General features: G+C 67.9%; 26 protein-coding genes. 18 read left to right on the top strand and 8 right to left on the bottom strand.

Features of this window, described 5'->3' with window-relative positions; genetic code table 11:
- Positions 1–71: 71 nt before the first annotated feature.
- On the bottom strand, positions 72–1259 hold the full coding sequence (locus ASF63_RS06135; RefSeq protein ID WP_056510846.1) for an RNA polymerase sigma factor: 1188 nt from the start codon (positions 1257–1259) through the stop codon (positions 72–74).
- The gene (locus ASF63_RS06130; RefSeq protein ID WP_056510842.1) at positions 1256–1633 is read right to left on the bottom strand and encodes a YciI family protein; all 378 of its coding nucleotides are present in this window, start codon (positions 1631–1633) and stop codon (positions 1256–1258) included. Before ASF63_RS06130 ends, ASF63_RS06135 begins: the two co-directional genes overlap by 4 nt.
- 164 nt (positions 1634–1797) lie before the next feature.
- Here ASF63_RS06130 and ASF63_RS06125 point away from each other — a divergent pair, with 164 nt between their 5' ends.
- The 3 genes from ASF63_RS06125 (at position 1798) to ASF63_RS06115 (ending at position 6293) form a co-directional block, all read left to right on the top strand.
- Positions 1798–2430 (top strand): PadR family transcriptional regulator, encoded by a 633-nt coding sequence (locus ASF63_RS06125; RefSeq protein WP_082477985.1) that lies wholly within the window; start codon positions 1798–1800, stop codon positions 2428–2430.
- A 26-nt stretch (positions 2431–2456) separates the two neighbouring features.
- Positions 2457–4145, top strand: coding sequence for an AarF/UbiB family protein (locus ASF63_RS06120; protein ID WP_056510839.1), 1689 nt, complete (start codon positions 2457–2459; stop codon positions 4143–4145).
- Positions 4146–4316: 171 nt separating this feature from the next.
- Positions 4317–6293, top strand: a complete 1977-nt coding sequence (locus ASF63_RS06115; RefSeq protein WP_056510836.1) for a BCCT family transporter — start codon at positions 4317–4319, stop codon at positions 6291–6293.
- 176 nt (positions 6294–6469) lie between these two features.
- On the opposite strand, the gene ASF63_RS06110 is transcribed toward ASF63_RS06115, so the two are convergent.
- The gene (locus tag ASF63_RS06110; RefSeq protein ID WP_056510833.1) at positions 6470–8086 is read right to left on the bottom strand and encodes an SDR family oxidoreductase; all 1617 of its coding nucleotides are present in this window, start codon (positions 8084–8086) and stop codon (positions 6470–6472) included.
- 93 nt (positions 8087–8179) lie between these two features.
- On the opposite strand from ASF63_RS06110, the gene ASF63_RS06105 reads away from it, so the two are divergent.
- From ASF63_RS06105 to ASF63_RS06100, 3 genes are all read left to right on the top strand, one after another.
- Positions 8180–8464: a hypothetical protein gene (locus ASF63_RS06105; RefSeq protein WP_056510830.1), complete on the top strand. Its 285-nt coding sequence runs from the start codon at positions 8180–8182 to the stop codon at positions 8462–8464.
- A gap of 60 nt (positions 8465–8524) precedes the next feature.
- On the top strand, positions 8525–8698 hold the full coding sequence (locus ASF63_RS18765) for a CsbD family protein (RefSeq protein WP_082477872.1): 174 nt from the start codon (positions 8525–8527) through the stop codon (positions 8696–8698).
- Positions 8699–8831: 133 nt separating this feature from the next.
- Entirely contained in the window at positions 8832–10400 is a 1569-nt protein-coding gene (locus ASF63_RS06100) for an MFS transporter (RefSeq protein WP_056512761.1), read from the top strand.
- A gap of 45 nt (positions 10401–10445) precedes the next feature.
- Here ASF63_RS06100 and ASF63_RS06095 read toward each other — a convergent pair whose 3' ends face one another.
- Together ASF63_RS06095 and ASF63_RS06090 are read right to left on the bottom strand one after the other, a co-directional pair.
- Entirely contained in the window at positions 10446–11003 is a 558-nt protein-coding gene (locus ASF63_RS06095) for a MarR family winged helix-turn-helix transcriptional regulator (protein ID WP_056510827.1), read from the bottom strand.
- Positions 11003–11260, bottom strand: coding sequence for a hypothetical protein (locus tag ASF63_RS06090; protein WP_056510824.1), 258 nt, complete (start codon positions 11258–11260; stop codon positions 11003–11005). Before ASF63_RS06090 ends, ASF63_RS06095 begins: the two co-directional genes overlap by 1 nt.
- Positions 11261–11381: 121 nt before the next feature.
- On the opposite strand from ASF63_RS06090, the gene ASF63_RS06085 reads away from it, so the two are divergent.
- The 10 genes from ASF63_RS06085 (at position 11382) to ASF63_RS06040 (ending at position 18852) form a co-directional block, all read left to right on the top strand.
- On the top strand, positions 11382–11831 hold the full coding sequence (locus ASF63_RS06085) for a MarR family winged helix-turn-helix transcriptional regulator (protein ID WP_056510814.1): 450 nt from the start codon (positions 11382–11384) through the stop codon (positions 11829–11831).
- Between the two features lie 71 nt (positions 11832–11902).
- Positions 11903–12232: a hypothetical protein gene (locus tag ASF63_RS06080; protein WP_056510811.1), complete on the top strand. Its 330-nt coding sequence runs from the start codon at positions 11903–11905 to the stop codon at positions 12230–12232.
- A gap of 3 nt (positions 12233–12235) precedes the next feature.
- Positions 12236–12526, top strand: coding sequence for a hypothetical protein (locus tag ASF63_RS06075; RefSeq protein WP_157534249.1), 291 nt, complete (start codon positions 12236–12238; stop codon positions 12524–12526).
- A gap of 91 nt (positions 12527–12617) precedes the next feature.
- Complete coding sequence (locus ASF63_RS06070; protein WP_056510804.1) at positions 12618–13841, top strand: MFS transporter; 1224 nt, start codon at positions 12618–12620, stop codon at positions 13839–13841.
- 221 nt (positions 13842–14062) lie between these two features.
- The gene (locus ASF63_RS06065; protein ID WP_056510801.1) at positions 14063–14542 is read left to right on the top strand and encodes an SRPBCC domain-containing protein; all 480 of its coding nucleotides are present in this window, start codon (positions 14063–14065) and stop codon (positions 14540–14542) included.
- Positions 14539–14856 carry an ArsR/SmtB family transcription factor gene (locus ASF63_RS06060; protein WP_235560711.1) on the top strand — a complete coding sequence of 106 codons (318 nt, stop codon included), beginning with the start codon at positions 14539–14541 and terminating at the stop codon, positions 14854–14856. Before ASF63_RS06065 ends, ASF63_RS06060 begins: the two co-directional genes overlap by 4 nt.
- A 123-nt stretch (positions 14857–14979) precedes the next feature.
- On the top strand, positions 14980–16287 hold the full coding sequence (locus ASF63_RS06055) for an ABC transporter substrate-binding protein (protein ID WP_056510799.1): 1308 nt from the start codon (positions 14980–14982) through the stop codon (positions 16285–16287).
- A 72-nt stretch (positions 16288–16359) separates the two neighbouring features.
- A complete protein-coding gene (locus tag ASF63_RS06050; protein ID WP_056510796.1) occupies positions 16360–17232 on the top strand; it encodes a carbohydrate ABC transporter permease in 873 nt (290 codons plus the stop codon).
- Entirely contained in the window at positions 17229–18122 is an 894-nt protein-coding gene (locus ASF63_RS06045) for a carbohydrate ABC transporter permease (protein WP_056510793.1), read from the top strand. The genes ASF63_RS06050 and ASF63_RS06045 overlap by 4 nt, the downstream gene beginning before the upstream one ends.
- Before the next feature lies 1 nt (position 18123).
- On the top strand, positions 18124–18852 hold the full coding sequence (locus tag ASF63_RS06040) for an alpha/beta fold hydrolase (RefSeq protein WP_056510790.1): 729 nt from the start codon (positions 18124–18126) through the stop codon (positions 18850–18852).
- Positions 18853–19024: 172 nt separating this feature from the next.
- Here ASF63_RS06040 and ASF63_RS06035 read toward each other — a convergent pair whose 3' ends face one another.
- Genes ASF63_RS06035 through hisD form a run of 3 tightly spaced genes read right to left on the bottom strand, consistent with a single transcriptional unit; the run spans position 19025 to position 21851 of the window.
- Positions 19025–19765, bottom strand: coding sequence for an HpcH/HpaI aldolase family protein (locus ASF63_RS06035; protein WP_056510787.1), 741 nt, complete (start codon positions 19763–19765; stop codon positions 19025–19027).
- Entirely contained in the window at positions 19765–20523 is a 759-nt protein-coding gene (locus ASF63_RS06030; protein ID WP_056510783.1) for an SDR family NAD(P)-dependent oxidoreductase, read from the bottom strand. The genes ASF63_RS06035 and ASF63_RS06030 overlap by 1 nt, the downstream gene beginning before the upstream one ends.
- On the bottom strand, positions 20520–21851 hold the full coding sequence (gene hisD / locus ASF63_RS06025; RefSeq protein ID WP_056510777.1) for a histidinol dehydrogenase: 1332 nt from the start codon (positions 21849–21851) through the stop codon (positions 20520–20522). Before hisD ends, ASF63_RS06030 begins: the two co-directional genes overlap by 4 nt.
- Before the next feature lie 99 nt (positions 21852–21950).
- On the opposite strand from hisD, the gene ASF63_RS06020 reads away from it, so the two are divergent.
- A complete protein-coding gene (locus ASF63_RS06020) occupies positions 21951–22952 on the top strand; it encodes a LacI family DNA-binding transcriptional regulator (protein ID WP_056510773.1) in 1002 nt (333 codons plus the stop codon).
- A gap of 137 nt (positions 22953–23089) precedes the next feature.
- On the top strand, positions 23090–24070 hold the full coding sequence (locus tag ASF63_RS06015; protein WP_056510771.1) for an ester cyclase: 981 nt from the start codon (positions 23090–23092) through the stop codon (positions 24068–24070).
- Positions 24071–24073 lie beyond the last annotated feature (3 nt).

Raw genomic sequence — 24073 nt, 5'->3', positions numbered from 1 at the left:
GACGGCAGTCAAACACCGAGAGCTATGTGGCGCACGGGGCTTGCGCTCAGGCGCGAATGCGTGCAGGAGAGTCAGCGGCTCCGTCCGTGCGCCTCCGCGCGAGAACGCAGAAATTCCCGGACATCCTCATCGTCGGCGAGCGCGATCGCCCTCGCGTACGCATCCCTCGCATCCCGGCCTGCCTCTGCGAGCAGCTCCGCTCTCGCCGCCCAGTAGGGCTGGAATCCCTCGGCATCGGGCGGAAGCGCGTCGAGTCCCGACTCGGGCCCCTCGATGCGCGCCGTCACCACGGCGGCCGCCACCCGAGCTCCGAGAGTCGGCGCGACTGCGAGCAGCGCCGAGTACAGCATCCGCAGCGCCTCCCAGTCGGTGCGGCCCGTTCGGCGACGGTCGCAATGCACCGCCTGGATCGCCGCCTCCAGCTGGAACCTCCCCGGCGCGTCCGCAGGCTGCGCTCGCCGCAGATACGCCTCGCCCTCGGCGATCAGTGCGGCATCCCACGACGAGGGATCCTGCTCGTCCAGCGGCACGAACTCCCGCGATCGCCGCGCCAGCGTCAGCGTCGTGAGAGCCGCGAGACCCCACGCCTCGGGCTCGTCCTCGAGCAGCCCGGCGAGGGTCGCGGCCAGGTACTGCGCCTCACCCGCGAGCGAATCGCTGTCTCCTCTCCAGGCCAGCGCGGCGCACCCGTACACGGCTTCGAGCACAGCGGGCAGCCGCTCGGGCATCGCTCGCCGCTCGGGAATCGCGAACGGGATGCGGGCGTCCTTGATGCGCCTCTTCGCCCGCACCAGTCGCTGCGCCATCGCTGCGGGCGGCACCGCGAACGCGCGGGCGATGTCGGCCGAGTCGAAGCCGAGCACGGCCTGCAGCATCAGCGGAGCGCGCACCGCCGGGTCGATAGCCGGATGCGCGCACACGAACAGCAGCTCGAGCCGCTTGTCGCCGATCGCCAGCGGATCGTGCTTGGCGAACGGATCGTCGCGTGCGCTCTCCTCGTCGAGAGGAGCGGATGCTCTCGCCGCAGCCGACTTCCACACGTCGCGCAGTCTGTTCCTGGCCACGGTCAACAGCCACCCTTCCGGGTTGTCGGGCACACCGGCATCCGGCCAGCGTCGTAATGCCTCTTCGAATGCCCCCGACAGGGAGTCCTCGGCGAGTGCGAGGTCACCCGAGCGGGCAGCGAGCAGCGCGACGAGCCGGCCATAGGAGGTCCGCGCCGCGCTCTCTGCGGCGGCTCGGACCTCCTCGGGGATCATCGGTTCGGCATCCAGACGCCGTCGACGGTGAAGACGGCGCCGGGCCGGACCTCGACCGTGCCCCAGAATGCGGGAGGTGCCTGTCGGGCGAACCCGATCGCCGCGTCGAGATCGGCGACGTCGATCACGACCGTCCCGCCGAGCTGCTCCTTGGTGTCGGCGAACGGGCCGTCCTGCACCTGCAGTTCTCCGTCGCGCACCCGCACCGTGGTGCTCACGGCCGACGGCTGCAGGACCTCGGCGGAGATCAGCACCCCCGCCGACTGCAGGGTGGCGGCGTAGCTCGCGAATGCGGCCTGTCCTCCTGCGAGCGCTTCGGCGCCCAGAGTCTCGGCGTCGAGCTCTTCGTAGTGCAACAGCAGTGTGTAGCGCATGGTCTCTTCCTCACTGTTCGACGGTCAGCGTACAGAGGGATGACGATCGAGCATCAGGTCGATCGACACATCCGCCGAAGTTTCTTCAGAACCGAAACTCCCACCCGCCACTCAGCCTTAACGATATATCGTTGACTATCGCTCACCACTTCCGGGAGGTCATCATGAACAACGCATTCCCCTTCGGCACCGGCGCAGGCAACGGCGCAGGCAACACCGACAACCCGCTGGGCGGCATCTTCGGATCCGGCGGCTTCGGCGGAGCCAACGGCCCGGCCGGCACCCTCTTCGACGCACTCGACCAGCTGCGCAAGTCGTTCGAGCAGCGTCCGTCCGGCGGCACCCGCATGGCCAAGGGCGACGTTCGCGCCGCGGTGCTCTCGCTCCTCGCCGAGAAGCCGATGCACGGCTACCAGATCATCAACGAGATCGCCGAGCGCAGTGGCGGCTCGTGGAAGCCGAGCGCAGGCTCGGTCTACCCGACGCTGCAGCTGCTCGCCGACGAGGGCCTGATCGAGGCCGAAGAGCAGAACGGTCGCAAGACCTACTCGCTCACCGAGGCCGGTCGTGCGGTCGCGACCGAGACCACCGAGGCACCGGCACCCTGGGAGTCGAGCTCGACGAAGGACGGTCACCGCAACGATCCCCGCTTCACGGCTCTGCCCAAGGCGGGCGTCGACCTCGCAGCGGCAGCCGCGCAGGTGGGCCGCAGCGGATCGCCTGAGCAGGTGCAGGCGGCGATCGAGATCCTCGATGACGCCCGCCGTAGGCTGTACTCGATCCTCGCTCAGGACTGATCGCACACACGACCCAGGGACGACACATGACGGATGCTGCGGCGCAGGGCGCCCATCGTGCCCGGTACCGCCGCATCCTCTCGTTCGCGGCGCGTGAATTCCTCAAGATCTGGTGGTTCGAGCTCGTTCTGCCGAAGTTCGGTCTGAGCTCGGTCTCGGAGCGCACCCGAGCGCCGCGCATGCAGCGCTTCGCGAAGCGCTTCCACGTGCTCGCGGTCGAGCTCGGCGGCCTCATGATCAAGGTCGGCCAGTTCATGTCGTCGCGCCTCGACGTGCTGCCGCCCGAGATCACGAAAGAGCTCGAGGGACTGCAGGACGAGGTTCCGTCCGTGCCGTTCTCCGGCATCCGCGCTGCCGCCGAGGCCGAGCTCGGCATGCCGCTCGAGCAGGCCTACGCGTGGTTCGACGAGACGCCGGTGGCCGCGGCATCCCTGGGGCAGGCGCATCGCGCCCGTCTCGCAGCCCAGGATGCCGTCGACACCGGACTCGGCAACGTGGTCGTCAAGGTGCAGCGCCCCGGCATCGACGAGATCGTCGCGGTCGACCTCGCCGCGCTCCGCCGCGTGGCCCGGTGGCTGACGCGCGTGCGGCTGGTCGCCGACCGCGTCGACGCCCCCGGTCTCGTCGAGGAGTTCGCGCAGACGAGCCTCGAGGAGATCGACTACCTGCACGAGGCGGCCAGCGCCGAGCGGTTCCGCGAGAACTTCGCCGAGGATGCGCGCGTCAGCGCCCCCGAGATCGTCTGGGAGCGTTCGACCCGCCGCGTGCTCACGCTGTCGGACGTCACTGCCATCAAGATCAACGACACGGATGCTCTGCGCGCAGCGGACATCGATCCGTCGGAGGTCGCCGACGTGTTCGCCGAGGTCATGTTCGACCAGGTGTTCACGCACAGCTTCGTGCACGCCGACCCGCACCCCGGCAACATCTTCGTGACGCCGGAGCCTGCATCCACCACCGGCCGCAACTTCCGGCTCACCTTCATCGACTTCGGGATGATGGCCGAGGTCCCGGCGAGTCTTCGCGACGGGCTGCGCACGCTGCTCATCGCGGTCGCCGGCCGCGACAGCAAGGGGCTCGTGGCCGCTGCGCAGGAGATCGGCGTGCTGCTGCCGTCGGCCGACACCGCCGAGCTCGAACGCGCTCTGCGGGCGCTCTTCGCCCGCTTCGGCGGCATGGGCTTCGCCGAGCTGAGCAAGGTCGACCCGAAGGAGTTCACGGACTTCGCCGACGAGTTCGGTGACATGGTGCGCTCGCTCCCGCTGCAGCTTCCCGAGAACATGCTGCTGCTGATCCGCGCGGTCTCGCTGACCTCGGGCATGTGCTCGAGCCTCGACCCGACTTTCAACGTGTGGGATGCCGCCGAGCCCTACGCCGGGCGACTGCTGCGCGACGAGTCGGGCAACCTCATGCAGGAGATGGCCCAGCAGGCCATGGAGACCGCGGCCGTCACCTATCGCCTTCCCAAGCGGATCGACGCGATCATCACCCGGGTCGACGACGGCAACGTCTCTTTCGACACCTCGCGCCTCGAGCGTCGCCTCGACCGGCTCGAGGGCATCGCGCGCCGCATCGGATCCGGCGTGCTGTTCGCCGCGATGCTCGTCGGCGGAGCGCTGCTCGTCGCGACTCTGCCGCCGCTCGGCATCACCCTCATCTGCGTCTCGGCCCTTCCCCTGCTGCACGCGGTCTTCGGCGGGCGTCGCCTGCGCTGACGCGCGCCCGCCCGCCCCGCCGCCGCGTCCGGCCCGCGCTGACGCGCCCGGAAAACCCGGAGCGTCCGGCATCCGCGCGGCGCGTCCGACCCCGACGCGCCGCGGATCGACCGATTGATCTGGGTTTTCCCGCCCCAGCCGCAGTATGCCGGCATGGGAGAATGGGTTCCCATGGACACTCCGGACGATAAGACGCCCCCGAGGAACGACGCTCCGAAGACCAACACTGCCGCAGTCCGGCAGGCCGCGAAGGCCACCGAGGCCGCCCAGAAGATCGTGCGTGACATCGCCGCCGTGCCGCCGCGTGGCGTGCATCCGGCGCTCGTTCCCGGCGTCGCGGTCGAAGAGACCGGCCGCACCTACCGCACCGATCCGCTCGTGTTCGGCCTCGCCGTCGCGCTGACCGTCGCGTTCATCGCGTGGGGTGTGTTCGCGGGTGACAACCTCTCGGGCACGACCTCGACCGTGCTCGCCTGGGTCGTGGAGTATTTCGGCTTCTTCTTCACGACGATCGCCACCGTCATCCTCGTCTTCATGCTGTTCATCGGCTTCAGCCGCTATGGACGCATCCCCCTCGGCCGCGACGATGAAGAGCCCGAGTTCTCGATGTTCTCGTGGATCTCGATGCTGTTCGCCGCCGGCATGGGCATCGGCCTCGTCTTCTGGGGTGCCGCCGAGCCGCTCACCTTCTTCGAGAACCCGCCGCCCGGCACCGTCGAGGCGAACACTCTCGACGCGATGCACACCGCGCAGGCGCAGGTGCTCTATCACTGGGGCCCGCAGGCCTGGGCGTTCTACGCGCTCGTCGGTGGCGCGATCGCCTACGGTGCATTCCGCCGCGGCCGCACGCCGCTGATCTCGTCGATCTTCGCTCCGCTGCTCGGAGAGGGTCGCACGACCGGACCCCTCGGCCGCACGATCGACATCTTCTCGATCATCGTCACGCTGTTCGGCACCGCGGCCTCGCTCGGCCTCGGCGCCCTGCAGATCGGCCACGGCGTCGAGATCGTCAGCGGCATCGGCGAACTCGGCAACGGAGTGCTCATCGCCGCGATCGCCGTGCTCACCGCGTGCTTCATCGCATCCGCCGTTTCGGGCGTCTCGAAGGGCATCCGCGCGCTGTCGAACATCAACGCGGTCGTGGCTCTGCTGCTCGCATTCTTCGTGTTCTTCGTCGGTCCGACGCTGCTGATCCTCAACGTCATCCCCTCGGTCGCCGTGCAGTTCCTCGGCGACCTGCCCGAGATGGTCGCCCGCTCGGCCTCGCAGGGCGACGAGGCGCAGATGTTCCTGTCGAGCTGGACGATCTTCTACTGGGCATGGTGGATCTCGTGGTCGCCGTTCGTCGGCATGTTCATCGCGAAGATCTCGCGCGGCCGCACGCTTCGCCAGTTCGTGTCGGTCGTCATCGTCGTGCCCGCCGTCATCTCGCTCATCTGGTTCGCGATCTTCGGGACCACGGCCATTCAGCAGCAGATGGACGGCGCGAACCTCACGGTCGATCCGCCCGAGGAAGTGCTCTTCGGCGTGCTCGAGAACCTGCCGTTCCCGCTGATCACCAGCATCGTGCTGATCCTGCTGATCGCGATCTTCTTCATCACCGGGGCGGATTCCGCATCCCTCGTGATGGGCACGCTGTCGCAGCAGGGGCGGCCCGAGCCGTCGCGCTGGGTCGCGGTCGTCTGGGGTGTCCTGGTCGGAGTCATCGCCGCCGTGCTGCTCGTCACCGGCGAGGAGGGCAGCGGGCTGAAATCGCTGCAGAACGTCACGATCATCGCCGCCCTGCCGTTCGCGGTGATCATGGCGTTCATGATGGTCGCGTTCATGAAGGACCTCCGGCGCGATCCGCTGATCCTGCGCGACCGGTATGCCCGCATGGCCGTGCGCCACAGCGTCATGGCGGGGCTCGAGGAGTACGGCGACGACTTCGCCCTCGTACCGGTGGAGTATGACCACTCCGAAGACGACCTCGCCTGGATCGACGAAGCCGACGTCGACGACAGCCTCGCCGAGGTCTACGCGACCGCGACCGAGGCGATCGACATCATCCCGGATGCCGGGGCGATCGAGACCGGTGCGGATGCGGATGCGGATGCCGCTGCGGATCCCGGCGCCGACCCCGCAGGACTGGCCGAGCGCCCATCCTGACTTTCGATGCATAAGTGGCCCCGCACGGGTTTCGGCCCGTGCGGGGTCAGTTACGCATCCGAATCGGCTGTGTGGGGTGTGTAAGTGGCCCCGCATGGAATCGGGTGCGAAGGCGACCCCGCGCGGAATTGCGGTGTGTAAGTGGCCCCGCGCAGCGGCCGGACGGCCGGTGCGGCTCAGGCGACGGCGGCCGCCTCGGGATCAGCACCCGGAGCCCCGGGCGCGACCGTCTCGACCGGAACGGCAGCCGCGTCGGTGATCCTGGCGGCCATGCCCGCGAAGATGAACCCGTGGAACGGCAGCACGCCGAGCCAGTACAGGCGGCCGGCGAGTCCGCGGGGGAAGAACACGGCGCGCTGCTCGTAGCGCGACCCTTCGCCGTCCGGCAGCGCCCGCAGTTCGAGCCACGCCTCGCCCGGCACCTTCATCTCGGCGCGAAGGCGCAGCAGCCCGCCGCTCGCGGGGGAGGATTCGGTCGCGCGCCCCGGCTCTTCGACGGCCTCGACGCGCCAGAAGTCGATCGCGTCGCCGACCCGGGCCTCGACCTTGCTGCGACGCCCGCGGCGAAGGCCGACGCCGCCGACGAGGCGGTCCATCCACCCGCGCACCGCCCACAGGAACTTCGACGAATACCAGCCGTTGGAGCCGCCGATGCCGATGATCACGCGCCAGAGCCCGTCGACCGGCGCGGCCGTCTTCAGCTTGCGGGTGTCGGTGAAGACGGTGCGTCCGGCCCAGTCGGGGTCGCTCGGCAGCGGATCGCTCGGGGCGCCCGAGACCTCGGCATCCTGCCAGCTCGTCTCGATCGTGTCGGCGTCGACCCGGCCCAGCGCCATCGACACCGCGGTGCGGTACGGCGTCAGCCCGCCGTCGGGCTTCGGGATCAGGTCATCGATCGCATGGTCCTTCACGATGCACTCGTTCTGCAGTGAGGCGACGAGCGGCCGCGCGATCGACCGCGGAACCGGCGTCACGAGGTTCACCCAGTGCGATGCCAGGCCGGGGGTCAGCACGGGCAGAGCCGCGATCGCCCGCTGACGCAGACCCGCCTCGAGTGCGTACCCGTTCATCATCTGGCCATACCGCAGCACGTCGGGGCCGCCGATGTCGACCGCGCGGTTCACATCGGCATCCACCCGTGCAGCTCCGAGCAGGTAGTGCAGCACGTCGCGCACGGCGATCGGCTGGATGCGGTTGCGCACCCACTTCGGCGCCGGCATGTACGGCAGCACATCGGTGAGGTGGCGGATCATCTCGAACGATGCCGACCCCGAGCCGATCACGACACCGGCCTGCAGCACGAGCGACGGCACTCCGGATTCGAGGAAGATCTCGCCCACGCGCACGCGCGAGCGCAGGTGCGGCGACAGCTTCGCATCCTCGGGATGCAGGCCGCCCAGGTAGACGATGCGACGCACGCCGGCCTTCGCCGCGGCCTCCGCGACCGTGGTGGCCGCGCGCTCGTCGCTCTCCTCGAAGCCCTTGCCCGCGGTCATCGAGTGGATCAGGTAGTAGACGACATCGACGTCGTCCATGGCTTCGGCCACGGCATCCGCGTCATCCGCCGAGCCCTCGACGATCTCGCACTCCGGGCCCCAGGGGAAGGATGCCGCGCGCGCGGCGTCTCTGGCGAGCGTGCGCACCCGGTATCCGGCGTTCAGCAGGCGCGGGGTGAGGCGGCCGCCGATGTATCCGGTGGCTCCGAGGACGAGCGCGCGGGGCGCCGATCCGTCCTCGCGGGGGAGGGCGCGCAGGGCCTCTTCGTGCCCGGTGGGCTGGGTGAGCTCGGTCATGTCTTGAGCGTAAGCGGAATGCCTGAATATTTCGCTAGGGTGGCAATTCACTAGTTCACCTAGTAATCTTTGTGCGGAGGAAGGTGAGAGGCCATGACGACAGCAGCAGAAGCCCCCACGCGTCGCGATCTCCGAGCGCGCCGGATCGTGAGCCCGGAGGCTTCGTCCGTCACCCTCGCCCCGCTGTCCGCCCGCGAGGCCGTAGGAAGGCGCACCGGCATCGACCGCGTCGCCGCTTCCTCGTCGCGCGCGTCGTTCTCGCAGGCTTCCTCGTCGCGCGCTCCCCTCTGGCAGACCGCAGGCATCGTCGGGCTCATCGCCCTGATCGCCGCCGCCACGCTGCCGCTGATCGCCCAGATCCTCTCGCTCCCGCTGTAAGTGCAGAGCCGCAGTCGTAGACCAACTGAAGACCACCGCTGATGAGAGAAAGGATCCCCCATGGGACTCGATGACAAGATCAAGAACGCCGCTCAGGACCTCGCCGGCAAGGCGAAGGAGGCCGCCGGCAAGGTGACCGACAACGAGAAGCTCGAGGCAGAGGGCCGCGCCGACCAGGCGAAGGCCAACGTCAAGAAGGCCGGCGAGAACGTCAAGGACGCGTTCAACAGCTGAGAACAGCCACACAGTGCGGGGAGGCGGCGACAGCCGCCTCCCCGTCGTCTGTCCGGCCCGGCCTACGAGGCTGATCCGGCACGAGAGAGAAGATGACTGAATGTCCGATCCATTGAAGACCGAGAATCCGACCATGTGGCAGCGACTGATCCGTCGCCTGCGACCGGTCAAGCAGGACGAACTGCGGCGCCTCACCGTCGAGGACGTCACGGTGGTCGACCGCCCGATGCTCCGCCGCGCCGTCGCGGGCACCGTGGTCGGCAACCTCATGGAGTGGTACGACATCGGCGTCTACGGCTACCTCGCCGTGATCATCGGGCGCGCATTCCTGCCCGACGCGTCGGCCGGCGCGCAGTCGCTCTTCTCGCTCGGCGTCTTCGCCGTGACTTTCGTCGCGCGTCCGCTCGGCGGCATCGTGCTCGGCCAGCTCGGCGACCGCATGGGTCGCCAGCGCGTGCTCGCGTTCACGCTCATCATGATGGCTGCGGCGACCTTCCTCATCGGCGTGCTGCCCGACTTCTCGGTGATCGGCGTCTGGGCGCCCATCCTGCTGATCGTCCTCAAGCTCGCACAGGGTTTCTCGACCGGCGGCGAGTATGCCGGTGCCACGACGTTCATCACCGAATACGCGCCCGACAAGCGCCGCGGCTTCTACGCCTCGCTGCTCGACCTCGGCTCGTACATGGGCTTCGCGATCGGCGCCGCGTTCGTGTCGATCCTGCAGCTCACGCTCTCGGCCGACGTGATGCAGGGCTTCGCCTGGCGCATCCCGTTCCTCGTCGCCCTGCCGCTCGGACTGATCGCGATCTACTTCCGTCTCAAGATCGAAGACACCCCGGCCTTCCAGGAAGCGCAGGATGCCGCCCAGCGCGCGGCCGACGACGCGAAGGAAGCGGTCGATGCCCCGAAGGGCGTCATCGCGCTGATCCGCGCGTACTGGCGTGAGCTGCTCACGGCCTTCGTGCTGGTGGCCGCCGCGAACACGGTCGGCTACGCCCTCACCTCCTACATGCCGACGTATCTGACCGGAACCCTCGGCTACGACGAGGTGCACGGCACCCTGCTCACGCTTCCGGTGCTTGTTGCGATGGCCCTCTGCATCCCGCTCACCGGCAAGCTGTCCGACCGCATCGGTCGCAAGAGGGTGCTGTTCATCGGATCGATCTCGGCGATCGTGCTGGCCGTGCCGTCGTTCCTGTTCATGATGCACGGCGAGATCTGGTCGACTCTGCTCGGTCTCGTGCTGCTCGCGTTCCCGGTGACGTTCTACGTCGCGAACCTCGCGTCGTCGCTGCCTGCGCTCTTCCCGACGTCGTCGCGATACGGCGGCATGGGCATCTCGTACAACCTCGCGGTCGCGCTGTTCGCGGGTACGGCTCCGGTGGTGATGGAGGCGCTCGTGCAGATGACCGGGTCGTCGCTCGCGCCGGCGTTCTATGTGATCGGCACCTCGATCGCCGGCTTCATCGCCGTGGTCGTGCTCAAGGAGTCGGCGCGCCGGCCCCTGCCCGGCGCGATGCCGAGCGTGCAGACCCACGAAGAGGCCGTCGAGCTGGTCGAGACGCAGGAGGAGAACCCCGACCTCGATCTCGACGAGCTCTTCCCCGAGCGCCTCGAGAACCCGGAGTACGTGGCCGAGCTGGCCGCGCAGGCGGAACAGGACGCGGATGAGCAGACCGAGGATCAGGCCGAGAAGGCCTGATCGACCCGTCGGGTGGTCGGCCGATTCGCGGCCGGCCCTCGGCGGTCACTCGCCGGAAGACTCCGATTCTTCGTGCGAGCGGATGACGTCGCGCAGCTCCTGGTCGAGGTCGGATGCCTCTTCGATCGCCGACGTCATGCCCGCGAGGAAGTGCGTGACGATCCCGCGCTCCTTGTCGCTCATCTCGTCGACGAGCGACAGCATCCGTCGGTGCATCGCCCCGAGGGTCTCGCGCACCTCGTCGTCGCTGCTGACGGTCGGCACGACGACGCCCGCACGGCGGTCGGTCGGGTGCGGCTCGCGCTTCGCGTGGCCGCCCTTCTCGAGTCGATCGATCAGAGTGGTCGTCGAGGCGGTCGAGATGTCGAGCATGCGGGCGATGTCGATCGGGCGCACGATGCGTCCGGCCCGCTGCTCGCGCAGCAGGAAGCGCAGGGCCACCAGATCTGTCTCGTTCATGCCCATCGATGCGCGGGTGCGTGCGCGCATAGCGGTCTCGGCCGCGCGGTAGCGGCGCAGCATGTTCAGCACGTCGACCGTGCTGGCGGTGCTCGATTCGGGGTACCAGTAGCCGGATCGGCCGAAGTCCTCAGAGCGCTCCATCACGCCACCTCGCCGTCATCGCTCAGAGTGTCTTGCCGCTCGCGCTCGTCGGTCTCGCGCGAGAGCATCTCGATCGCGCCCGACTCGACCTCGGCGGGAACGATCTGCAGGATGCCGCCGGTGATGGCATCGTGCTCGGCAGTGACGATCTGGTCGAGTCGCCACGCGGGCACGGACGGGAAGCGTTCCCGCAGGCGATCGAGCATGTCGGAGTACATGATGTACCCCGCATCCCCGAGGGTGAATCGCTCGACCATGACTGTCCTTCCCACAGACATCCATCTTCGCATCCGAAGAGAGTCCCAGGTCGCATTGGATTTCACTAGCCAACCTGGTTACCTTTCCATCGAGTATCATGGGAGCGTCAGGGGGTGAGACATGGCAACCAGAACCGAGCTGCAGACGACTGCGACCGAACTCGTCGCGCGGGTCGATGAGCTTCGTCGCGCCGAGGCGCAGCTGGGGCGTCGATTGGCCGCCATGCGTGCGCCGAACGACACCGATCGTGAAGCCATGCGGTTCATCACGGATGCGCCCTCGGACGCACCGGCCACGCCGGGCGGCCTCGCCGCCCACCTGAACGTGAGCACGGCGGCGATCACGAGCCTCTTGCGTCGACTGCAGGAGCGCGGGCAGATCGTCATCGCCCCGCACCCGGCCGATGCCCGCTCGAAGGTTCTGCGCCCGTCGCTGCGGGATCTCCACTCTCCCGCCGATGAGCTCACGCAGCGCATCGAGTCTCTCGCGAGCGAATTCACGCCGGAGCAGACCGAGGCTGTGACGCGTTTCCTGCGCCGACTCGCCGAAGAGATCAGCGACCTGCCCTGAGTCCCGACTGGGATTTAGCTAGGTAACCTAGTAATCTATCTATCAAGCGAAGTCTGGCTTGAGGAGAGACCATGGGTTATCTGACGTACGGCAACACCGCGGCACCGATCGAGGTCGACGATGAACTGCTCACGCACCTGCGCCTCGTGATCGTCACCAAGCTCCGGCGGAACGAGGCGTTCCCGCTCACGCTCCCGCTGAGCGATGGGGTGTCCGAGACGCTCTGGCTGCACGCCTCGATCCCGCTGCGATTCGCGATCGAGGACGAGGCGGCGATCGATCGGCCGCTGGTGGTCGCGATGATGAACGCCGCGAGCTCATCCGGCGGTCTCGACGTCACGCGCGAGGAGTTCGCCCGGTCGGCCGGCGGTTCTCGCAGACTGCACGCGATGAGTGCGTGACGCATGTCGACTCGGATAAGAAAAGCTGCCAAGGCTGCGACCACCGCGCGAGTGCGCTCGGCATCCCGGCCCCGAGGCCTCTGGGTCGAGGTCGACCCCGGCTTCCACGTGGGCAATGATCGACGCCAGTTCCTCGGCTCGATCACGGGAACACCCCGCGAGGGATTCCGCGCCTTCGGCCCGCAATCGGACTTCCTCGGACGGTTCGACGACCTCGACGAGGCGAAGGCGGCCGTGGCCGCGGCTGCATCGAGCGCGGTGGCCGCTCCCGAGGTCGAGCCCCAGCTGAGCTGAGCCCATCGGGTGAGTCTCGGCGGCTGAGTCCCATCGGCTGAGGCTCGTCGCGATTGTCCGAAGCCCCCGATCGGCGTGTACGGTCGTTGCTATGACTTCGATCGAATCGATTCGACGGTCGGTGCCGGATCGGGCCTCCCGACGTGCGCGCATCGCCGTCTCAGCGCTGTTCCTGACGAACGGCGCGCTGTTCGCCAACATCCTTCCGCGCTACCCCGAGATCAAAGCCGCCCTCGATCTCGACAACGTCGGATACGGTCTCGCGATCGCGGCCTACCCTGCCGGAGCGATCGCCGCCGGGCTGCTCGCCGCAGTGCTGATCCGTCGGTTCGGATCCGCACGCATCGCGGTGATCGGCACGATCGCCACCGGACTCGGTCTGCTCGCCGCCGCGCTCGCACCCTCCGGCATCCTGTTCGCCGTCGCCCTGCTGCTCGGCGGTGCCGCCGATGCCATCACCGACGTGGCGCAGAACGCGCACGGTCTACGCGTGCAGCGCCGCTATGGCCGCTCGATCATCAACTCCTTCCACGCGATCTGGTCGATCGGCGCGGTGCTCGGCGGCGGAATGGCCGCCGCCGCGATCGCGCTGCAGCTGCCTCTCGGCGTGCACCTCGGGATCTCGACCACGGTGTTCGCGGCCGTGGCATTCACCGCACTCTGGTTCTGCCTGCCCGGACGCGACGAAGAGGCGGATGCCGAGGCCACCGCCGAACCCGTCGAGCTGCAGACCGCCGTGCGCCGGGGTGTGAGCCCGCGCACCGTGATGGTGGTCATCGCCCTCACGCTCATCGCCATGGCGGGCGCGGTCGCCGAGGATGCCGGCAACTCGTGGGCCACGCTGTACCTGAGCGAGTCGCTCGGCGCCGCGGCCGCGATCGCCCCTCTCGGATTCATCGCCCTGGTCGGCGCGCAGTTCATCGGGAGGATGCTCGGCGACGGCATGACCGACCGGTTCGGCCAGCGTGCGGTGGCGAGGGTCGGAGGCCTGATCGCCGCGGGCGGCATGACCCTCGCTCTCATCTTCCCCAGCGTCCCCGGAACGATCGCGGGCTTCGCGGCCGTCGGCTTCGGCATCGCGACGCTCATCCCCGCAGCCATGCACGCCGCCGATGAGCTGCCAGGGCTGAAGCCGGGCGTGGGTCTCACGATCGTGTCGTGGCTGCTGCGTCTCGGTTTCCTGCTCTCGCCGCCCTTCGTCGGATTCATCGCCGACAACGAGAGCCTGCGGGCCGGGTTGATCGTGGCGCCGGCCTCGGCGCTCGTCGCGGTGCTGCTCGCCGGGGTGCTCGAGAAGCGCAAGGTCCGGGAGTAACGGTGCGGGTCGGCGCCCGTCCTGTCTCTTCCCGCGTCCGAATGCAGGACGGACGCACGGACGCAGGAGCATCCGGGCCATATCGTCCTGCATCCGTGCTGTCGTCCTGCATTCGGACAACGAGGCGACACGTATGCAACTCGGGGGTTGCATCACGATGGTTTAAGTGCAACCCTGTAGTTGCATCAATCCGCACGCGCACACGAGACGAAGGAGTCATCATGAACGGCAGGACAGAAGAAGGATCCGTCATCGACGCGGCGGGTTTCACCGTCCGACGCTCGATCCGCATCTCCGCCCCGCTCGAGAAGGTCTGGCGCGCTGTCGCCGAGCCGGAGCACGTGTCTCGGTGGTTCGGGCGCACCGAACTCGACGGCGCGGGGGTGGGAGCGACGGGCACGATGACCTTCGGCCCGGACGACGTCATTCCGCTGCGCATCGAGCAGATCGACGAGCCGCGGCTGATCTCCTACCGCTGGAGCAACGACGACGCCCTCGGTCATCGTCCGGCCGAGCTCGACGAAGAGACTTCCACGGTGTTCACCTTCACGCTCGAGCCTCTCGACGGGGGCACGCTGCTGACCGTCGTCGAGACCGGGTTCGACCGCACGTCGGATGCCGCGGTGAACATGGAGGAGCACCGCACCGGCTGGGACCTCGAGCTCGACAAGCTCGTGGCGCTGGTCGAGGCCGAAGCGTGACCGCCGCGTCGCTGCTGCCGATGTTCGCGGCGCTCGCCGACGAGACGCGGTGGAGCATCCTGACTGCGCTCGGCGAGGAGGATGCTTCGGCATCCGCCCTCGCCGGGCGCCTGCCTGTCACGCGTCAGGCGATCGCCAAGCATCTCGCAGTGCTGCAGGAGGTGGGACTCGTCGAACCCGTGCGGGTCGGGCGCGAAGTGCGCTTCCGCGCGATCGGCGCCGAACTCGAGGCGACGGCGAAGAAGCTCGATGCGATCGGTCGCGGATGGGACCGCCGTCTGGCGGCGATAAAGGAGATCGCGGAAGGTCTCTAGAGTGGTCTCGACAGCGTCTCCCCGCAGCGGGCCGCGAGTTTTCGCAGTATACGTATTCAATACTGAAAGTTTCCGGGAATATAGGCTTCCCTAAGTCCGTTGCATACGTATACCATCAGCGACATGGGACACATCAAGCATCGAGCACTGCCGGTACTCGCCCTCGCAGCCGTGGGCATGATCGCCCTCTCTAGCTGCGGCGCCGGAACCCGCACCGACAATGAGAACGCGACAACGGTGTCGTGCGACTACACCGCTCCGGAGGGCAAGACCACGGTCAACGTCCTCGCCTACAACTCCTCCGCCATCGACCCCTTCACCGACACCATGGTCTCGAGCTGTTCGACCGATGACGTGACGCTGAAGCACGACCCGATCGACTTCGGCGGGCAGGTGACCAAGACCACGGCCACCCTCTCGGGCGAGACGGGCACCTACGACATCGTCGAGACCTACGGATTCGTCATCCCGAGCCTCGCGGAGGACGAGAAGCTCGTCCCCCTCAACGATCTCTTCGACAAGTACGCCGACGACTACGGTCTGGGCGAGATCAGCGAGTCGATGCGCGAGGGCATGTCGTACGACGGCGAGCTCTACGCACTGCCGATGCAGGCGCAGATGTTCGTCATGGCCTACCGCACCGACATCTTCGAAGACCTCGGGCTCGAGGTGCCGACGACCTTCGACGAGATGATCACAGCTGCGGAGGAGATCAAGGCGGCCGGGCTCATGGACTACCCGATCGCGCTGCCCTGGCTCGCCACGAGCGATGTGACCACGGGCTTCCAGGCGGCGATGAACTCGCTCGACGCCGACTTCGTCACCGCAGACGGCGACGTCACCCTCGATACCGAAGAGGCAAAGCAGGCCGTCGAGTCGATGCTCGCTCTGAAGCCCTACATGGACCCGCAGGTCACCACGTTCGACCAGCCCAAGGTGCAGCAGCAGATGTTCAACGGCACCGCCGCGATGTCCATCATGTTCTCCGGTCGCATGATCGACCTGACCCTGCCGGCGAACTCGAAGCTCTCCGACTCGTTCGGCTTCGCAGGCGCGCCGAAGGTGTCCGACGATGCCGCCTACTCGTACAACCGACTGTCGATCGACGGCTGGTCCATCCCCTTCAACACCAAGCTCGACCACGACATGCTGTTCGTGATGATGGCCTCCGCCGTCAGCGAAGACGCCTCGACGGCGTCCGTCCCCGCTGCCTACCCGGCACGCGAGGGAATGGTCACCGAGAAGAACTCTCCGTACGGCGCCGCCGCGAACGACTCGCTCGCCTCGGCCAAGCCGCCGATCGTGTCGCCCGTGATCGCCGACATCACGAACGAGATCCGGCCGATCCTGGTCGAGATCCTCAACGGCAACGTCTCCGTCGACGACGGACTGGCGCAGATGCAGGCCGCGGGCGAGAAGATCGCCGGCTGACCAACGACCATCGGTCGATGACTGTGGCCTGAACGTGAGGTTCGGGCCACAGTCCGTCCAGGAGGGACGAACATGAAGGCACGCGAATTCTGGTTGCTCTTCGCCCCGAGTCTGGTGGTGATGTGCGCGCTGCTGGTACTGCCACTGATTCGCACGGTGCAGTGGAGCTTCGAGCAGGTCCGTTACGGTACGCCGGGAACGTTCGTGGGGTTGCAGAACTTCACGGATGCGCTCACCGACCCGCGGTTCCACAAGGCGGTTCTCTTCACGGTGACGGTGACGGTGATCACCACGGTGATCCTGTTGGTCGCCGGATACATCATCGCCACAGGCATCAACCGCATCACCACTTCTCGACCGCTCGTGCTCGGCATCATGCTGGTGTCGTACGTGCTGCCGAACCTCGTCGGAGCCGTCGCCTTCTCGTGGCTCTTCGACGACAACTTCGGCGGGGTCGTGAACCGGCTGATCGGCTTCTTCGGCGGCTCGCAGGTGCTCTGGTTCACCGATCAGGTGCCCAACGGCATCCTGGTGATCGCGAACACTGTGTGGCACATGCTGCCGTTCGCGATGCTCATCATCCTGGCGGGTCTGCAGGGGGTGCCGGCCGAGCTCAAGGAAGCCGCCAAGATCGACGGTGCGAACGGGTTCCAGACGCACCTGAACGTGATCATCCCGACGATCAAGGGTGTGCTCGGGTTCGTGACGCTGATCACGATCATGGACGTCCTGAGGATGTTCGACAACCTGATCCCGCTCTCACCGCAGGCGCAGTCGATCGGCAACGAGTCGATCATGCTCTACGTCTATTCGGTCGCATTCGCCGACGGGGCGGAGAAGCTCGGACTCGGCAGTGCGATCAACGTGCTGACGATCCTGCTGATCCTCGTCATGCTGATCCCCTTCATCCGGGACATCTTCAAGGAAGCGAAGGCAGAACGATGAGTCTCACCACTTCCGAGCTCTCCACGAGGGCCATCATCACGAGCGGCGCATCGAAGCGCCGCCGTCGCGGCCCGAGTCGTCCGCCCTGGATCACGGGACTGCTTCTCGCGGTGCTCTGCATCGTGATGCTCAGCCCGTTCATCTGGATGATGCTGTCGGTCACCAAGCCGACCGACGTCGCCTTCTCCAACCCTCCCGTGCTCTGGGACTACCAGCCGACGCTGCAGGCGTTCGTCGATCTGTGGGAGACCACCTACTTCGCGGACTACCTCATCAACACGCTCGTCGTGGCGGTGGTGTCGACGGTGATCGCCCTGGTGATCGGCATCCCGGCGGCGTATGCGCTCTCGCGCTTTCCGAGCTACGTCTCGGCGCTGCTGCTCGTCGTCGCCCTGATCTTCCGTGCGCTGCCCCGCTTCGCGGTGGTGCTGCCGATGTATGACATCAGCCGAGCGCTCGGGATCTACGACACGACGTTCGCACTCGCGATCGCCCTGGTCGCGATCAACCAGCCGTTCACGATCTGGCTGCTGCGCAACTTCTTCGCCGAGATCCCCAAGGAGCTCGACGAGGCGGCGATGATCGACGGCTGCACCAGGATCGGGATGCTGCGCAGAGTCATGATCCCGCTGATGGGGCCGGGCATCCTCACGGCCGGCATCTTCGTCTTCCTGTTCGCGTTCCAGGAGTACCTCACGGCGCTCGTGCTCACCGACACCTCGTCGAAGACCGTGCCGGTCTTCATCGCCACCCAGCTCGGGCAGACCCTGCCGATGCTGCAACAGGCGGGAGCCGCATCCATGCTGCTCACGATCCCGGTGTTCGTGATCGCGTTCATCGCGCAGAAGTATCTCGTCGCGGGGCTCAGCGACGGTGCCGTGAAGGGCTGACGTGTCTGTCGCAGTGCCGCCGATCGTGCTGCTCGCGGGGATGAACTGCACGAGCGACCTGTGGGCGGACGCGGGGCTCGTCACAGTGGGGGCGGGAGGGGCGATTCAGCCGGTGCTGGATCGCCCCTCCATCGTCGGGCAGGTCGAGTCGCTGCTCGAGGGGCTGCCGGAGAGCTTCGTGCTGGTCGGTCACTCGCTGGGCGGCATCGTCGGCATGGCGCTCGCGCTCGCGGCGCCTCAGCGTGTCGCGGGCCTCTGCCTGGTCTCGACGAACGCCAAAGCCCCCACCGATGCGCAGCGCGCAGGATGGGGCGACTGGCTGGCGCAGCTCGACGAGGGCGGCGAACCGAGGGGACTGCAGCAGAGCATCCTCTCTCCTCTTCTCGGGGAGGCGCTCGTGCGCGACCGACCCGATCTGGTGCAGCGGACGCTGAGGATGGGGGAGGACACCGGCGTGGAGCGGCTGAGGGCGCAGTTGCGGATGCAGCTCACGCGCACCGATCTGCTCGCCCGCCTGCCCGAGCTGCCGATGCCGACGCTCGTCGTGTCAGGGCTCGACGACGTCATCTGCCCGCCGCACTTCCACACCGAGATCGTCTCGGCGATGCCCGACGCACGGCTCGTGACTCTGGATGCCGGCCACCTGCTGCCACTCGAGCGGCCGCGTGAGTTCGGGCGTCTCGTGCGGTCGTGGATGTCGCAGCAGCGCCTGGCCGGCGCCGTCGCCTGAGGGGGCCCGACGGCGGGCGCCTGACGGCGGGGCCTGAGGCCGTCGCCTGATGACGGGCGCGCGTAACGACGGAGATCTCGCTCTGCGAAGGATCGGATGCGGTGAAGCATCCTTCATTGCGTGAGATCTCCTTCGCAGCGCGAGCCTCTCGCGAGGAAGGATGCCGTGCGAGTCAGCGCTCGGGCGTCGCCAGGCCGCGCAGATGCGCCATGAGCGATGACGCGAGGTTGTAGACGACGAGGTCGGCGCCGTCGGTGAAGGCCGCGCTCGCCGCATCCCGCGTGCCGACTATGTCCATGCGCAGCGAACCGGCCCGTGCGAGAGCGGAATGCACCGCGGCGATCGCCTCAGGCACCGGCTGGTCGTCGGGGCCGGAGCTGGCAGCGAGGTCGGCGGGCCCCACCATGATGCCGTCGAGTCGCGGCACAGCGACGATGTCGTCGACGCTCGCGACTCCGCCCGGTGACTCGACCATGCCGAGCACGAGCGTGTTCTCGAGCCACCAGTCCCGGTGATCGGCGGGTGCGACGAGCCCGAACCGCCCCGCTCGACTGTATGTCGCGAAACCGCGCGACCCGACGGGTGGGTACATCGCCGCGTCGACGAGCGCCCCAGCATCCGCCACCGTGTCGAGATGAGGCGCGAGGATTCCTTGGGCCCCCTGATCGAGCACGCGCAGGATCTGGCCCCGATCGCCCTCGCCCACGCGCACGATCACCGGCACGCCGTGCACCTGGGCCAGCGCGATGTGCTGGCGCAGTGCGACGAGATCGGCCGGCCCGTGCTCGCAGTCGATCAGGACGAAGTCGAACTCGGCGATCGCGAGCATCTCGACGAGCTCTTCCGACGGCATGCGCAGCAGCGCGCCGATCAGCTTCTCGCCGGCGAGCGCGCGGGCACGCAGTGACGACATCACGCCACCATTCCGGCCGACAGGTCGACGTCAGCGCCGCACATGCCGGGCATCCCGAGCATCGCGATGACCGCCGCACCGACCTCCTGCTCCGTGACCATGCGACCGAGCGCCGCGCGAGAGACGAACGCCTGCTCGGCGTCGTCGATGCTCGTGCCCGATCTCTCGGCCTCGAGGCGGAAGTTGCGCTCCATGCGCGGCCCCTGCACCGGCCCCGGTGACAGTGAGTTCACGCGCACTCCGGCGGGACCGACCTCGAACGCGAGCGTCGAGGTGAGTCCGATCACGGCCATCTTCGACGCGCAGTAAGGGGTGCGGTGCGCGAGCGGTCGCTTGCCCGAGACGGATGCGACGTTGATCACGTCGCCGTCGCCGCGCTCGACCATGCCGGGCAGCAGCGCCTTGCAGAGCAGGAATGTTCCCCGCACGTTCACGGCGAACACCTCGTCCCACTCCGCGGCATCGATGTCGGTGAGAGCCGCGACAGGGCCGGGGATCCCGGCGTTGTTCACCAGGATCGACACCTCGGTGCCGGCGAGCTGCTCGCACAGCGCATCGACGGATGCCGCGTCGGCCACGTCGCAGGTGATTCCGCGTGCCCGTGAACCCAGCTCGGCGACGACGCGGTCGAGCTTTTCGGCATCCCTCCCGACGACGACCACCTGCGCACCGGCGGCGTGCAGCGCCCGGGCGATGGCCGCCCCGAGTCCGCTGCCGCCGCCGGTGACCACCGCGGTGCGACCGGCGAGGTCGGTCATCGCGCCTCCGCGCCGACCGCCGCGTGGCTCTCGTCGATCCACGCGAACTCGGTGCCGGCATGCCGCCAGGCGCGTGCATCCCCCGAACGGGCGTGGCCCTCGAACAGTTCGACGCGGGCGGCGCGACCGCACACGGCGCCGAGCTCGGCAGACGACTCGGTGTTCTGCACCTCCTGGTACGTCACGGTGCGCAGGTACTTGCCCACCCAGAGTCCGCCCGTGTAGCGGGCGGCGCCGAGCGTCGGCAGCACGTGGTTGGTGCCGATCACCTTGTCGCCGTAAGAGACGCAGGTGTTCTCGCCGAGGAAGAGCGCACCGTAGTCGTGCATGCGCGTCAGGGCCTCGCGCGGATTCTGCGTGAAGATCTGCACATGCTCGAAGGCGAAGTCATCGGCGATCCGGTACGCCTCGTCGAGGTCGTCGGCGACGATCACCTGACCCCAGTCGCGCCAGGCGGGGCCGGCGTAGTCGCGCGTGGGCATGCCGGGCAGGATCTTCTCGATCCAGTCCATGACCTCCTCGGCGAGCGACTGCGAGGTCGTGACGAGAACGGCGGGGGAGTCCGGACCGTGCTCGGCCTGCGACAGCAGGTCGACCGCGGTGAAGAACGGATCGGCGTGCTCGTCGGCGACGATGAGGATCTCGGTGGGGCCGGCGAACAGGTCGATGCCGACCTCGCCGAACAGCTGGCGCTTGGCCTCGGCGACATAGGCGTTGCCGGGTCCGGCGATCATGTTGACGGGCTCGATCGAGTCGGTGCCCACAGCCATCGCGGCCACGGCCTGCACTCCGCCGAGGATGTAGATCTCGTCGGCGCCGGCCATCTTCATCGCGGCCACGGTCGCCGCGGGGATCTCACCCCGGATGGGCGGGGTGCACGCGACGACCCGAGGCACGCCCGCGACCTTCGCGGTGATGATCGTCATGTGGGCCGAGGCCGTGAGCGGATACTTGCCACCGGGGATGTAGGCGCCGGCGGCCTGCACCGGCACGTGCTTCTGCCCGAGGAAGACGCCCGGCAGCGTCTCGACCTCGATGTCGACGAGCGAATCCCGCTGGGCCTGAGCGAAGCGGCGCACCTGGCTCTGCACGAACTCGATGTCGGTGATCACCTGCGGGTCGAGCGTCGCGATGATCTCCGTGACCTCGTCGTCCGACAGTCGGTACGAGTCGCGACTCCAGTTGTCGAACTGCTCGGCGTATCGGCGAACGGCGGCGTCGCCGTTCTCCCGGATGTCGCCGATGATTCCTCTCACCCGCTCGGCGACGTCCTGCTGAGCGGTGTCCGCGAACGTCTTCGTCGGCGCGGTCTTGAGATGCAGGGGCATGGCCCTTCCTTCCGTTGCATACGTATGTGCTGATTATGACCGCGTATGCATTCCGGCGTCAAGGGCAGTAGAATCCTGGAATCGAGGGGGAGGCGTCACATGGTCGTCACGAGTCGTGATGTGGCCCGGTTGGCAGGGGTGTCGCAGCCGACCGTCTCTCGTGCACTGCGCGACGATGCGCGAGTGTCCGAGGCGACGAAGCTTCGGGTGCGCGAGGCCGCGCAGCTGCTGGGCTATGTGCCGAGCGAAGCCGGTCGAGCGCTGTCGTCCGGCCGCACCCGACGCATAGGGCTGCTGCTCACCGACCTCGACAACCAGTTCTATTCGCACATCATCGCCCCGGTGCACCGCGAGCTCGAGGCGCTCGGGTACCAGCTGATGCTGCATACCGAATCCGCCGACAACGACACGATCGTCGAGCGCCTGCTCGCGAACGGACTCGACGGTGTGATCCTGGCGACGACGACGGTCGACTCCGTCGCCCCGCTGAGGCTGAAGGACCGCGGGTTGCCGTTCGTCTACTTCAACCGCACCGGCTCGTTCGTCGAGGCGGATGCCACGGTGGTCGATCCGGCTCCCGGCTATCGCGAGGCCGTGCGGCGAGCGGTCGAGCTGGGCCACACGAGGGTCGGCGCCGTGCTCGGCCCGAGCAACACGAGCACAGCGCAGAGCCGCGAGACGGCACTGCGCGAGGCGCTCGCTGTCGCAGGCGTGGCGCTCGACGAGGCGGATGTCCGACGCGTTCCCTACGGGGCCGCCGAGGGTGAGGCCGCCGCGACCGAGATCCTCGCGGCGCCCGGCCACCCGACTCTGCTCTTCTGCGGCAACGACGTGGTGGCCTACGGGGCCCTGAACGCCGCGCACCGCGCCGGCCTCCGAGTGCCAGACGACCTCTCGATCGTGGGCTTCGACGACCTTCCCGAGGCCGCCTGGCCGATCATCGACCTCGCCACGATCGGCTATGACATCGCCGGCATGGCGCGCACCGCCGCAGACCTGATCGTGCGCCGCATCGAGGACCCCGCAGCGGAGCTCGAGAATGCGCGATTCGAGTCCGCATTCGTGCCCCGCCGCACTCTCGCGGCCGCACGCGCCTCCTGACCTCGCTCCGGCGGGCAATGATCACCGTGTGCGCTGGATCGTCCCTTGCGCTGGTTTGTGCATACGCATACACTGACGAAGACGGAGCCAGCGATCACCGATGAACCGCAGCTTCGCATCCTGAAGGAGTGAAAAGCGTGTCTCTCGACCCGGTTGCTTACCTGCCGTACCAAGACCCCGACGACTTCATCCGTGAGGTCACCGATCTGATCTGGGTCGATCGGTCGATCAGCTTCATCCGCGAAAACTACGAACCAGACTCGATCGTGCACGGCGCCTACGGCACCTCGACCACGCGGCAGGAGGTCATCGAGGGGACGCTCATGCGCATCTCGGCGACCCCCGACCGCACCGGCCAGGCGGAGGACGTGATCTGGGAGGCGCGCGGCGACGACGCGTTCCTCAGCTCGCACCTCGTGCTCTCGGGGCATCTGCAGACGTCCTCCCACAGCCGCACCATCGCCAACTGCCTCTACCGCAAGGGCCGCATGGTCGAGGAGTGGGTGGTGCGCGACTCGCTCGCCGGCGCTCTCGAGCGCGGCGACGACCTCGATGAGCTGGCCCGTGCGCAGGCCTTCCGTGGCTACTCGGGCTCGTGGCTCGAGTCGGCACCCGCCGATCCGATCGCGAAGGGCGACTCGGGCGTGCGGCCCGATGACTACCGCTCCGAGGTCGAGACCGTGATCGACATGATCCAGACGGTGTGGAACGAGCGCGACCTGCAGAAGGTCGAGAAGTTCTTCCACCGCGACCTCGTGCTGCTGACGGTGGGCAACCGCGTCGTCATCCGCCCCGAGGGCTACCGCCGAGCGCTGCTGCGATTCCTCGAGTCGTTCCCTGCGGGGCAGTTCGAGATCCGTGACATCCAGACCAACTACGACGTGCGGTATGCGGGCCTGCGGGTCGCTGTCACGTGGAAGTTCGTCGGTGACTACAACGGGGTCCCCAACTACGGCAGCCTCACCGGCAAGCCGATCGACCTGATCGGCATCTCGCAGTTCACGTTCCACCAGGGAGCCCTCGTCAAAGAGGTGCGCCTCTGGGACGACATCGCGCTGCGCGCTCAGATCGCCGGCGCTCGCGGCGACGAGCCCGCCGCCTTCAGCAACATCTACTGATCA

The organism is Microbacterium sp. Leaf320 (assembly GCF_001423485.1).
GTDB lineage: Bacteria > Actinomycetota > Actinomycetes > Actinomycetales > Microbacteriaceae > Microbacterium.
The sequence above is the reverse complement of the archived record's forward strand: the minus strand, read 5'-3'. Positions and strand labels throughout refer to the sequence as shown.